The sequence below is a fragment of the Paenibacillus endophyticus genome (genome assembly GCF_014192395.1).
GTDB classification, from domain to species: Bacteria; Bacillota; Bacilli; order Paenibacillales; family Paenibacillaceae; genus Pristimantibacillus; species Pristimantibacillus endophyticus.
In genome coordinates this window covers 53,920-67,287 of record NZ_JACHXW010000026.1, presented here as the reverse complement: position 1 = coordinate 67,287, position 13,368 = coordinate 53,920, and the positions used below count along the sequence as shown (strand labels likewise).

Below are 13,368 nucleotides of genomic sequence, written 5' to 3'. Positions count from 1 at the left end.
TAGGGAGCACCTCCTTAGCGATCTTTAAAAAATCTTTTGATGGAAAAAGAGATAAGCACGACCAGGACGAAAAAAACTACGGAAATGGCTGAAGCATATCCCGCGTTCCTGAACTGAAAGCCTTGTTGGTAAATAAGCAGAGCAAGCGTTCTCGTCGAATTTTCCGGGCCGCCATTCGTCATGATGTAAGGCTGTATGAACAGCTTAACGGCTTGAATCGTTGTAATTGTTACTACAAATACGATGACGTTGTAAAGGCTTGGAATCGTAATATACCGAAGCTGTTTAAATTTGTTCGCTCCGTCTATAGCTGAAGCTTCATACAAGTCTTTAGGAATTCCTTGAAGGCCGGCAAGAAAGATCATCATCTGGTAACCGGCTGCCTGCCATACGGACATGAAAATGATTGAATTCATAGCCTGACTCGCACTTCTTAGGAATGGCTGGTTGGAAATTCCCAAGAAGTTTAAAGCCGAATTGATTAAGCCTTCGTTAGGATTATAGAGAGAGATCCAGAGAATAGAAATCACCGTCATTGATGTAACGACAGGGCTGAAATAGGCGATTCGGTAAATATTCCGAAGCTTTAATTTATTATTGATTAGAAGCGCCAGAATGAGGGCAACTGTGCATTGAACGGGTACAACGATAGCAGTGAAATATAGTGTGTTCCAAAGCGATTTATAGAACAAGCTATCCTGGAACAATGTTTTATAGTTCTCCAGGCCAATGAACTGGATCTTATCCGGCCTTAAAAGATTAAACTTCGTGAATCCGAATGAGATCGCGAGCACAAATGGTAGAATTAGAAACAACAAGAGCAGTAATGTCGCCGGTGTGATGAACGAATAACCGACAAGCCGCTCTCTGCGCTTCTGGCGGCCGAGCGACACCGTTTCACTTTTGGGCTGGACAACACGAGTCGCCTCCATCATGAATCCTTCCTTTCTTCAAGTGGGGTAAACGAAAGACGCGGCGAGAGGCATATGTGGGTATGCCCTTGCCGCATCCATTCATCAAGCAGGCTACTCAGCAAAGTTGCGCTCGTATTCCTCGTCATACGTCTTGGCCACATTATTCAGCGATTTTGTCACATCCGCACCCATCATAATATCCGTCAATGCTTCGGCAAATTTCTGCGTTAGCACCGGATAGGCCGGTGTAACCGGTCTGGCATTGGAAACTGTCGTCACCTGCTCCTTAATGACACGCAGCGGAAGGTTGTCATACTCCGACATGCCTTCAAATGCAGATTTCCGGCTGGCCGGCATGCTGATTACTTTCGCCATTCCCATTGAGCCTTCAGTATTGGTGAACCATTGTAGGAATTCTGCCGATTCCTTTGGATATTTACTGTCTGCGGATATGCCCACAGCCCAACTGCCTGAAGGTGCGGTTTGAGTACCGCCTGCTTTTTTAGGAAAATAAGTGATGCCCCACTCTAAATCAGGATAATCTTCAAATCCCGGAATATTCCATGGCCCACCAAGCTTGGTCGCCGCTTTGCCTTCTTCAAATTCGGTTGGTTTCGGATCGATATTGAACAGCTTCTCGTCGGCCAATTTTTTCAAAAAGGTGGCCGCTTCGATTCCTTGAGGACTGTTTACAAATCCCTCGGCTTTCGTCCCTTCTTTATTGACAATATCCGTTCCATTGGATATCCAGAATTGCTCAAAGGCGTAAGTCATCCATTCGCCTTTATCATTGATCATGTTTGTCCCGAACACGCCCTCTTTAGAGGTCTTCTTCATAACGTCATACCATTGGTCCCATGACCATGCATTCTCCATTTTGTCCGGAGGCGTGATCCCGTATTGATCCATGATTTTTTTGTTATAGAAAAGAACAACCGAAGACTCATTCAGACCTGCCGCATAAAATTTCCCCTGATATGTGCCCTGCTGAACGATTGAAGGTACGAAATCGCTCATATCCTCTGGAGTAAAATAATCATCCAATGGAATAATGATATCCGAGGACGCGTAATTGGCTACGTTCGGACCATCCATAGCAACGATATCGGGTAAAGTATGAGAAGCTACGGCTGCATTTATTTTATCTTCATAAGCAAAAGAATTGCCGCGGGTGATGACTTCCATCTTGACTTTAATTCTTCCTTCATTTTTTTTGTTGAATTCTTCTATTCGTTTCGCGTAGAAATCATCTTCTATTTCTTTTGCTTGGGGACGCCAGAAGTTCAGTTCAATCACCTTGTCGCCTTTCCCCGACTCCTCTTTCACATTCGAACTGTTCGATTGTCCGCTACAACCGGTTAACAGAATTACTGCCATAAGAGCAATATAAAATCCTTTTTGCAATTGCTGCACCTTCCCTTTTGTATGTTTTTATTTACCTATTCATCATAAGGGGAAGGACTATCGCCAGCCTACTCTAAAAATCGCTGAATAGTGGACTTTTCAGTGAAAGGGCTTTCACTCTAGAGGGAGTATCATCGAAACCGTTGTCCCATGACCATTTTCCGACTTAATATGCACACCATAGTCAGATCCGTATAACAATTTGATGCGCTGATTGACATTTTTAATCCCAATGGAGCTGTCAACCTGTGTTGGATCGTCATCTGTCCGAAGTACGCGCCGTATGGTGTCTCGGCTCATGCCTTTCCCATTATCCTGAATCGTAAAGATCCGTGAATTCTCCTCCATTTTTCCCGAAACGCGAATCGTTCCACCCTCTACCATGTCCTCTAGACCATGAATTAACGCATTCTCGATAAAGGGCTGCAAGAAAAATTTCGGCACCGAATAATGGTACAATGCCGGATCAATGTCATAGGTTACGGTAAATTTATCTTCAAATCTGCTGCTCATAATAAAAACGTAATTTTTAAGGTATTGAACATCCTTCGAGAAAATCACTTTGCCCGTATTCTTAGCCGTATATTCCAGCATTTCAGAAAGCTCGACCAGCATCCTGCTGATTAATGCTTGTTTATTTTCAATCGCTAAATAATTAATAATGTTCAAAGTGTTATACAAAAAATGGGGATTAAATTGAAAATTGAGAGCTTTCAGCTCAGCCTCCATCTCTTTCAAGTGGGTTTCATAATTTTCTTTGATCAGATTGTGTATATTATCATTCATTTGATTAAACTTGCGAATGATGACATTAACTTCTTTGGTATCGGAAAGCTCTATTTTATTATTGAAATTGCCGTCTCCCATACGGTTGATACCGTACATCAATTTCGTTAAAGGCAGGACAATCCTACCGGATAGAAAAGAGGCCAAAAGAATAGACAATAAAGCGATGAGGACCATGGAGTAAATCGTATAGTCATTCATATTAGGAACGGTTTTCTTCAGATTGTCATAGGGAATAAATACGGCCGATAACCACCCGGTCACTTTCATCGTATCAAAGCAAACGACCATCTTCCTTCCGTCAATCGTTATGTATTCCGTACCGCTTTTTTGGGCAACAGCGTGACGTATCCATTCCTGGCTGACGGACGCCTGATTTCTGATTTGAGCAGAACTAGACACATGGGAGCCAGCACTCGTGAAGATGCTATAATAGGAGTCATCGACCGTCAGACTTCCCTTCAGAGCGTTCTCTAACATAGATTCACTAAAATTCACGATGAGAACAGGACGCTCAATATGAGGATCCATCTGAATGAGAATATTATTGCGTACCATGGCGAAATTCATTAATCTGGCTGCGGTAAACACATATTGTTCTCTGTCGGTAGGGGCTGTGGAATAAAATTGCTCAAGCAAGTTGTACGTAGGAATCCAACTCGTATTGCGAATGGACTGTTGGCCGATTTTATAAATATTGAACTGCGAATATTCCTTTCGGGGGATCCAGAAACTAGGCGACTCCCCAAATGTAAAGTCTTTCGTCACTAGATTGACGGAAAACAAATTAGCTGAAGTGGGAAAATACTTCTGAAGCGTTCTTGTGATCTTGCGATTCGATTCGTATTCAATACTTTTTTGTTCAAAATCCCCCGTATTAAAAAATTGAAAAAAATCAGCATCTAGGTGCATGTTAATTGCGCTTTGTTCGACGCGATCCAGCTCTGCTTCTATAGATTGATTGCTCATTCTGACGAGACCTAACGATGTTTGGCTCGCATTGCTCAAAATCACGTCGGAGCTCTTAATGAAATAACCAAAAGCCATGATCGTAAGAGATAAAACGATCATGGCAATGAATGAGATTGTAAGCTTGGCACGCAAGCTAATATTGTTTAACCGAATTTTAAAACGCTTCACAAGTTTCACCCCTGTATTAAAGTGACTATTATTATTTCACTGTATGCAGGGTCTGTCCATTATTTTTGTCTAAAGCACCCCACTCTGGCAACTAACAGAAAAGGCGATCAATGAACGGCCTAAGCGAACAGGAGCACCTCGCGAATGGTTCATTTGCAAAGCGGAAGAACCTCATTTCTCTCTTACTCTATTGAAGGATCGTTCAGCCTTCATGTTTATGGAGGATCATACAGTAATATGTAAATGTACTAAGTTAACCTACCCGTTATCGTAAAGAAGCAGCCGATCATTGTGGTCGGCTGCTTCCGTGTTTATATTGATTATCGTTTCCCGTAAGCAGAACGATCCCTATTATCACTGGTTCCGCATTTGCATCTTTGGAGTCAAAATTCTCTTATAATCCACCAATAATATTTCCGACTCATTTGTAGACCCATTACTTTCATTTCGGGTTGAATTAATTTTTAATGTCAATTTGTCCAGCCCAAAACTATCGTATCGGTCCTCTAGATCATCTACTTTAATCATCAATGATACTCCATAGTTAAAGTTATTCGCTCTTACCTCACTTTTCACATCAGTGATATGTGGATCAACCCAATAAACTTCATGCCCATAATTATCGTTAACAAATTTATTTATCGAAGGTCGCATCATATCAAATAATATTTCGTCAGATGTAGCATACACCCTTTTTACTGAGTCAGCTTTGGTTGGATGTACGTATATTGGAGTTGAGACTAACTTGGTGCATAAATGTAATCAGTATCGATATCAATTACGATATCAGATCGGACACTCTCCAGATGTGATGAAGGAACCCGCTCAAATTGAAAAAGCCTGCAAAAAACATCTGTAAACTCACTCATGTTCGTACATTGGTTTTTGGCTATTCTGTACTTATTACTTAAATCCGTTATTGAACATGTATTGCCGATAAGAAATGAATTCTCGAAAAAACCATCAAGTTCAATTACCACATAATCACCGCCGGTTGCTAACCAGCCTATGAGCTCAAAGGTATGGACCGCTTAACTTTTGTTTAACGAACAGATCAATGCAGCTAACGTCCAGTTATACTAAATCCCAACTAAGTCATTTCCATAAAAACTGTTATTGCTACATCGGCCATTTCCTTTAGTTTATTAGTAGATAAATCTTTAATTTCAAAATCTCTAACTATTTCATCAAAGTAAGACCAATCATCATTTTCCTTAATTAACTGAATTTCTTTTACCAATTCTGAAAACGTGCCAGAGCCTTCAATATCTATGTACAACCTTGCTAAATTCTCAAATCCAATTTTATCAGGTGTTTGTCCTGTGCTAGAAAAACTAACTATGTAGTGTTCAAGGTAATTCTCTGGATACTTATTGTCTGCCATTACAATCACACCTCGTATTTCTTCATAATAGGAATGCTATCGTATCCCTTTAGTACTATCAAGACTTTATGAATCTTGTTCATTGCGAGTGAATCAAGAGTTTTAAACCGAGAAATTTTTTAAAAACGTTTGATGTGCTCATGAGTATCTCTCACGCCTTCCGAACTGAGTTCGAGTAAAATACGTCAGCATGCATATGCTGAATTTTGTCCCAGTTACTGGGATTGGTCGTGTCTGGAGTGCGGTGCTCCAGAATGGCCTGATATAGGTCGGTTTTTTGTTCTAAATGCGCAACGTGCCGTTTGGCTTCTTCTAGCTGAACTAGAGCCGCTTCTTTATGCTCCATCATGAGTGTGAAGCGTTGTGGGATGGTCGAATCCCCTTCTAGGCAGAGATCAATATATTTTTTAATGAATTCAATCGGCATCCCGGATTGCTTGAGGCATTTGACGCCATGCAGCCAATTAATCGATTCATCGTCGAACATCCGAATGTTGTTTTGATTGCGCTGTACGCTTGGCACTAAGCCTTTATCCGTGTAAAAGCGCACGGCGTGCTCGGTGAGTCCCGTTATCTGGGCAGCTTCTTTGACCGTATGCATTTGAAACCCTCCTTGAAAATAAATGTTTGAAGACGGCTTGACTTCGTGTAACACGAAGGTTCTAAGCTTATTGTAATGCAATTCGACCGTAAGTGGAATCATCGCTGCAGTGCCCGATTCCCTAAATACGCGTCGTTTGCCGTTATACATTTGAGCTCTAGGAGGAGTTAATATGCAAAACGTAACATTGAACAACGGAGTGAAAATGCCGATCATCGGCTTCGGTGTCTACCAGGTTCCCGATGCTGAAGAATGTGAAAACGCGGTATATGAAGCGCTGATGGCCGGTTACCGACTGATCGACACCGCCGCCGGTTATCTGAATGAGGAAGCGGTCGGACGCGCGATAAAGCGCAGCGGCGTACCTCGTGAGCAGCTGTTCATCACGACGAAGCTATGGGTTCAGGATGCCGGCTACGAGAGTGCGAAGTTGGCGTTTTCCAAATCCTTGAAGAAACTGCAGCTCGACTATCTCGATCTATACCTTATACACCAGCCTTTCGGCGATTACTACGGCGCTTGGCGTGCGATGGAAGACCTGTACCGCGAAGGCAAGATCAAGGCGATCGGTGTCAGCAACTTCCTGCCAGATCGTCTAATGGATCTCATCGTACATAACGAAATTGTACCTGCCGTCAACCAAGTTGAAACGCACCCGTTCTACCAGCAGATCGAGAGTGCCGCTTTTATGAAAGAGCAGGGAGTGCAGCACCAGTCGTGGGCGCCGTTTGCTGAAGGACTCAACAACATGTTCGGCAACGAAGTGCTGGCTTCTATAGCAGAAAAACACAACAAGTCCGCCGCACAGGTCGCGCTGCGCTGGCTTGTTCAGCGTGAAGTCGTTGTTATTCCAAAATCGGTGAGAAAAGAGCGAATCGTCGAAAACTTCGACATTTTCAATTTTGAATTGAGCGCAGACGATATGGAACAGATCTCCTCCCTCGATACACGGGAAAGTCTTTTTTTATCCTACCACGATCCGAAATTCGCCAAAATGCTGGGCACCTTGAAAGTCGATCTGTAAACCTTGATCGAAAAAAATTTTTTCACGCTTATACACTCGTCTATTAAGAAAGGACTGGACCCCTTGTCCTTTCTTTACTTGATGCGCAAATAGCAAAACTGCTGCTGCCGGTGTAACGAAATCCATACTCGCAGGTACACAGAACCACCGAGACCGCTTGAGCTATCCTTCCTGTTTGCGTAATGAAGCAGCCGATCATTGTGGTCGGCTGCTTCCGTGTTTTTATTGAACTAGCGTTCGTTAGCTAAACGTATAAGTATGACGAAATCTATGAGGGCAAAAGTGTGCCTCAATCTCTCATACAGCACTATTCGCTATATAAATTCATTTTCCTTTAATTGGAACTAACCTGCCGTTAGCTTAATCAGTTAAGATGCTACAGATTAAGTTAGGTTGCTTTCCCAATCAACAAAAGTCAGTTGATCCTTCCGAAACAAGCACCATTCGATCATTATCCTCACAAGACCTGGTGTAACAATGTAATCATCCCACATTGGAGTTATTACTCTTACCCAACCTTGACGAGATTATATGAATTGTTGGGCTATTCACAATCGGGAGATGAAGGTCCTTCAATATGTCGTTGACGGCTGCGCAGGTTATCCGATTGTTGCCGAGGAGCAACTCACCCTTTAGATGACGCCATGCTAGGCATACCCCAAAAAAGAGTTGCCTCATTTATGAGACAACTCCTTTTTTCCATAATGAACTTATCTGTCGCTAAGACATTCTTTTAGCTGCTTTTTCGATCCAAAAATTTAAGCAAAACGGTAACCGCCTCGGCTCGAGTCGCAGAGTCTTGAGGATCGAAATAATTCGCTCCTTTCCCTTGGATGATCCCGGCTTTCTTCAAGGCGGCAACTGCGTCTTTTGCCCAAGCCGGAATGTTCTTGTCGTCCGCAAAGCCTGTTGGCGCATTCGCTTCGATTGGGAGACCCATTGCTTTAGTAAGCATAGCTGCCATCTCTGCACGGGTAATTACGGCATTAGGGCGGAAACTGCCGTCTTCATAGCCTGTAATAATTCCAAGATCGATTGCTTGTGCCACGGCTTTCTGCGCCCAGTTGCCAATCTTCTCTAGATCGGTTAACTGAAGTGCCGCTCCCTCCGCTTGCGGCTTCAACGCGTTCATTAGCATGACCGTGAATTCCGCGCGTGTCACCTTATTGCCGGGTTTAAAGGTTTCATCGGAATAACCTTTTACGATTCCGACGCTTATCGCTCGCTTAATGCCAGCCTCCGCCCAGTGTCCCGAAATATCACTAAATTCGATCTCTGAAGGATTAGTTGGCGGCGGAGTTACCGGAGGATTGACCGGCGTGTCTGTCGGTGGATTCGCTGGCGGGTTTACCGGAGGGTTCACCGGAGGATCTACCGGCGGGTTCTTCTCCCACTGCGCGTGCAGTGTCACGTTTGCCGAACCCATACTAAACGTCGCGCCGGCCACGTGCTTCGTCCCGCTGCCGTCCGTCGCCGTATTCCAACCCGTAAATGCGTAACCTTCTCTTACTAGGTTTCCAGAGTTCCCTGCTATTGTTACCGCGGCGCCAGGCAAATACTTATGGCTATCCGAGGGCACCGTTCCTCCCGTATGGCCATTTCCGCTATAAACAACGGAATACTCGTCCTCCGGCTTATCACCGACAGGCGTCAGCGTATACGTCCCGGCAGGTGCCGCGAATGACAGCACGCCGCCTTCTTCGCTCACTACGCCTGTTCGGTCGGCTTGACCGGGCATCGAAATTTCCCAGTTCCCCGCGTGCATATCGGCTACGGTTACCGTTATGTCCGCCTGAGAACCGTAGACGGACAACGTCACCGATTCGTTTAAGCGCTGGCCGCTCTTGCTGAACCAGACTGCTCTGTCCGCGATTTGAACGCCGGTCATCAGGTTGGCGTCCAGTCGCTGGCTCGGCAGAACCGTCGTTTCTCCATCGTTCATCACCTGCATAACGTTCAGGAAGTAGTCAGTCTCCGCATGCGCTTCTGGCGATACTTCCACGCGCCATGCGCCCGCCTCAATCGTGTTAAATTCAGGCCTGCCTGAAGGAATACGCGGATAGTTCGTTCCGCCCGTTTCGAATTCATGGCCCGGCCCGCCTACCTTTTCAATGTTCAGATTGTCCGCGAGCGGCAGCAGCGTCTCGTTGACCAGCTTGCCGGAGTATCCGCTATCGCTTCTCGTCACCGTCGTGATAGTGCCGTCCACAACAGGTTCCTCTTCCGTATGCATCAGCCATGTCTTCTTGAAGTTCGGATTCGAAGAGACGACCTTGTCGAAGACGACCATCGCGGCGGGATGATCGGCGTCCTTCAGATTCAGGAACATCATTGAGCGTTCGAACTGCTTGACTTTGTCCGAATAAGCATGTGTCAGATCGCCTTTGATATAGCTGTATTCTGGCGCAAGCGGATCCGATCCGCCGCCGTATGCCTGCCCGACGACCTTGGCGCGGGCGTAGTCTTTGCCCGCCAGTTCCTCGAGCGACCAGGCTTCGGCATAAGAGCCCGAGCCATTGGCCCATAGCTGTCCGCCGTCGTTCAACAGCGATTGGCCGCGATAGACAGGGACCTCTGCCGGATCGTAGATGAGCATGGAATTATGCGCGATTGTTCGCTTGTAGTAGTTCCGGTCATGGCCGCTCATATAGGACTCGGACTTGGCTCCCGGGGCAGGCAGACCCTCGTACATACCGCTGTCCAGCGCGAGCGAGCCTTGATAATACAGCTGAAAGCTGCCCATATCCAAGTGCTGATGGTTGCCGAACCAATAGCCGCCGATTTTCATCTCCGCGACGACGGATGACGAATTTTTGTTGATGGCAGTCGGATTGTCCCAGCCCGTGCGCGCGATCATCGAGCCCATCGGCGAGCCAAAGTACTTGGTCAGCGGCAGTTCATCGACTGGACTGGAAGCCAAATCCGGATTGACGAACAGCATCTCGGCGACCGGATCAATTGATCCCGGCACGTATTCGCCTTGGAACATATCGCGAACATAAGGATTGTCATACAAATAAGAAGCGAGCATGGACTCCTTCACGTATTTCCATGTCTGGTTTACGGGCGTGTAAACATCCTGATAGGAATCGCCGTCGCGGAGGAGCTGTCCGTCCGGCCTGCGGGTATATATCGCGCGCATCAGGACGTCGCCCTGGGCTTCGGTGAAAATATCTCCGGCTCCCATCTTCCGCATGATAATCTGCGCCCACAGCTCCGGTTCGTATCGACCTTGCATGCCGTAAGAGTCGCCCTGATGATGCATGCTGGATTCGTACCAAAAATTACGAACGGGCACGAATTGGTTCATGAGCATAACAGCAGCGTAGTTGTAGATTTCGTGCTCCGGATCCTCGTCGTATACGGCGACGCCGGCTGCGAGCAGGTTTTTCAATAATTGGTCTTCGCTGTAATGACTCTCAATTGCAGGCACCTTCGGCTGCGGCGGATAGCCCATCTCCAAATCCTCCGCAAGCAGCTTCATCTTGGCGATGATATACGTCCGCTCCTGATCGTCCATGAGCGGGAAGCACCAATCGTAGACGATGGCAGCCGCGTTGAGCGTATCTCCGACCTGATGGTATTGTTCGACCGGCGTGAAGTCGACGGTTCCCAGGAAGTTTTTGACCATCGACACGGCGCGCTCGCCCTGCGCCTCATCTTCTTGCACGAGATAACGCAGCGCCGCAGCTTCGATCGCCTGGCGTACGCCTCGAATGTAGTTCGTCTTCGAGTCGCCTTTAATTGGGGGCAGCCAGCCTTCTGGACGGTCTCCCGTCTCCAGATCGAGACGCGTCCATGCTTGACCGTCCGTCGATACGTCTACGTCAAAAAACGTATTGCGGACGTTGCCCTTGAAGAATGCCAGTGCTACCGCATGCACCTGCTGTACGGAGCCCAAGTCGTACTTGATCCATTGCCCCGCGCCTTCAGACGTCCAGTACGTATTGAAGTCCCCGTCCAGCGTCTTCGGGCCTTCGTGGTCGCTGTCCTGCGCGGCGCTCCATGTCGACGACTGCACGGGCAGGTCGGCATATCCGCCGCCTTGCGGCTCGCCGAATATTTTCGCTTCCGTGATCGAGTTCCAGGGGGCCGAAGAGCCGCCGTTGTTCCCTTTGCCTATGATCCGGACATATCGCGCCTGCTGCGCGTCGGGAAACGGATATGTTTCAAGCTCCAAGGTCGTGCCGCTGCTAACCGTAAACGAGGCGTTATCGCTGTTGGCGAGCACGGCATTCCATACCGTTTGCATCGTGGGATCCGCCAGTTTGGCCTTTAGCTGCGGGATATCGGCTGCCCTGACGTACAGCCGGGGATGTACGCCCTGCGGTGGCTTGACGACCGTGTCAGCAGTGACCGCGGCCGACTTCGCCGGCATCGCGACCGTCTCATCCGTCATGTCCGATTCCCATACCGCGACAGGCCAGGTCGTCGTTACGTACCCGTCGTGTTCGGCTTTGAGCATGTACCTGCCGTCGTATACTTCCGCATCGATGGCAAACGTTCCGTCAGCCCCAGTCGTGGCGATACCGTATTGAGAGGACAAAGTGTCATCGTATAACCGAATCTCTGCGCCAGCAACAGGTTGACCGGTGCCTGCCGCGACCACCTTTCCGCCGACCGCGCGAAGAGCCGCTTCCGATTCACCTAGAACCAGATCGGTGTCGGTAAGTCCGGCCTCCGACGCCGTCAGCGGTTGAGAGACGGTCGCATATCCCGGCATGGACGCCCGCAGCACGTAGTTGCCGTCATTGACCGCCTTTTGGAACGTATAGAAACCGTCCGCACCCGTTGCCGCGCTATCGAGCGCGTAAATAAAGTCGGCATCGCTCGCGGCGTACACTTTTACGGTGGCGCCGGCCAGCCCCTCACCCTCCGCATCTCGGACCATGCCGCTCACGCCATGCATCCGAAAGAGATCCATGCGGTCAAAGTGAACCGCACCCGCTTTATCCAGCGTTTCCAGTTGAATCCGATTCAGGCTGACGAGCCCGCTTGTGACAAAGGGGCGATTCAGTAGAACGGCTGTATGCTCGTCGACGCGGATGGCCGGCGGCTTGATATAAGTACCGGGTTCGATCGCGTCGCTTGTCATATACACGTCGTACGTTTTGCTGTCCATGTTGACCGCAATTCGAATCGTATACCATTTGTTTGTTGCCAGCGAGCCGTTGCCGTTCGGCAGGTCGGCGTTGCCCGCGCCGCTTATGACCTTGGCGCCGCCATTGTTCAGAATTTTGATTTGAGCCCCGGGCAGCAACGCCCCGCTTTCGTTTTTCCCCAACAGATTTATATTAAAGGCAAGCTGGTTGCCCGCTCCCGAACCATCGGGAACGTACAGAAACCGCGTCTCCAGCTCATACCTGCCGCTTGTAAACGAGTGAATCGGTCGGATTGCGGAGACGCCCGCTGTTGACGCTTGCTGATCCCGCAGCGTCAAGCTCTTGTTGCCTTCCCCTGGCGTATCCGTCACCGAGACAAGTCCAAGGCCGCCAACCGTGTAGGCGCTCGGCGACGAACCGATGGCATCGCCGTCGAAAGAATCCTCGATCGGCAGCGCGGAGAATGCGCTTTCAGAAACCTGAAGATCGTCGTAATAACTCGTTCCGGTGTTCGAATTTCCGGTATTCACATACACGCTCCACTTAGCGGCATTCTCCGGCGCTTCGGAAGTTACGTTGAAGCTCGTCCAGGCATTCAGCGGCGTGGCTACGTAGGAGGACGGAGGCGTCCCGACGAGCGTGTTCGATTCGTCATAAAAGCGAAGCTGGACGTTCGTCGTGCCCGATTCCAGGTAGACGGCGCCCGTCACCGAGTAGAGATGCCCCCCGGCTGCAGCTTGTTTGTCGCTCTCTACAGCGATCGTCGTGCCCGCGCTGGCATCCACAACCTTCAGACTCTCGTTTCCGGATACCTTCTGCTCCGTACTGGCAGAGACGCCGGTCGTGCCGATATTCTGCTTCCAACCGGTCAGGCCGTTCTCGAAGCCGCCATTAATGAGCCCCGCCTCGGCCGCCGATACGCGGCTTGGCGACAGCAAGGGGATATTGCCGATGAACAATGCCAAGACCATTAATAAACTTACGAATTTTTTCATTCCTTCACACCTTTCTTC

At 48.2% G+C, this 13,368-nt stretch carries 7 protein-coding genes; 1 reads left to right on the top strand and 6 read right to left on the bottom strand.

Annotated features, from left to right (window positions below; genetic code table 11):
- Window positions 1–14 precede the first annotated feature (14 nt).
- The 5 genes from FHS16_RS27815 to FHS16_RS27790 form a co-directional block, all read right to left on the bottom strand.
- A complete protein-coding gene (locus FHS16_RS27815) occupies window positions 15–935 on the bottom strand; it encodes a carbohydrate ABC transporter permease (protein WP_221226492.1) in 921 nt (306 codons plus the stop codon).
- Window positions 936–1,025: 90 nt separating this feature from the next.
- On the bottom strand, window positions 1,026–2,318 hold the full coding sequence (locus tag FHS16_RS27810; RefSeq protein WP_183570396.1) for an ABC transporter substrate-binding protein: 1,293 nt from the start codon (window positions 2,316–2,318) through the stop codon (window positions 1,026–1,028).
- A 114-nt stretch (window positions 2,319–2,432) separates the two neighbouring features.
- Window positions 2,433–4,244 (bottom strand): sensor histidine kinase, encoded by a 1,812-nt coding sequence (locus tag FHS16_RS32530; protein WP_183570394.1) that lies wholly within the window; start codon window positions 4,242–4,244, stop codon window positions 2,433–2,435.
- A gap of 1,090 nt (window positions 4,245–5,334) precedes the next feature.
- Entirely contained in the window at window positions 5,335–5,628 is a 294-nt protein-coding gene (locus FHS16_RS27795) for a hypothetical protein (RefSeq protein WP_183570391.1), read from the bottom strand.
- 151 nt (window positions 5,629–5,779) lie between these two features.
- Window positions 5,780–6,229 (bottom strand): MerR family transcriptional regulator, encoded by a 450-nt coding sequence (locus FHS16_RS27790; protein ID WP_183570389.1) that lies wholly within the window; start codon window positions 6,227–6,229, stop codon window positions 5,780–5,782.
- 172 nt (window positions 6,230–6,401) lie between these two features.
- Between FHS16_RS27790 and FHS16_RS27785 the strand changes: the two genes are divergently transcribed.
- Window positions 6,402–7,253 carry an aldo/keto reductase gene (locus tag FHS16_RS27785; protein WP_183570387.1) on the top strand — a complete coding sequence of 284 codons (852 nt, stop codon included), beginning with the start codon at window positions 6,402–6,404 and terminating at the stop codon, window positions 7,251–7,253.
- Between the two features lie 733 nt (window positions 7,254–7,986).
- Here FHS16_RS27785 and hepB read toward each other — a convergent pair.
- A complete protein-coding gene (hepB, locus tag FHS16_RS27780; RefSeq protein ID WP_183570385.1) occupies window positions 7,987–13,350 on the bottom strand; it encodes a heparin/heparin-sulfate lyase HepB in 5,364 nt (1,787 codons plus the stop codon).
- Between the last annotated feature and the right edge of the window lie 18 nt (window positions 13,351–13,368).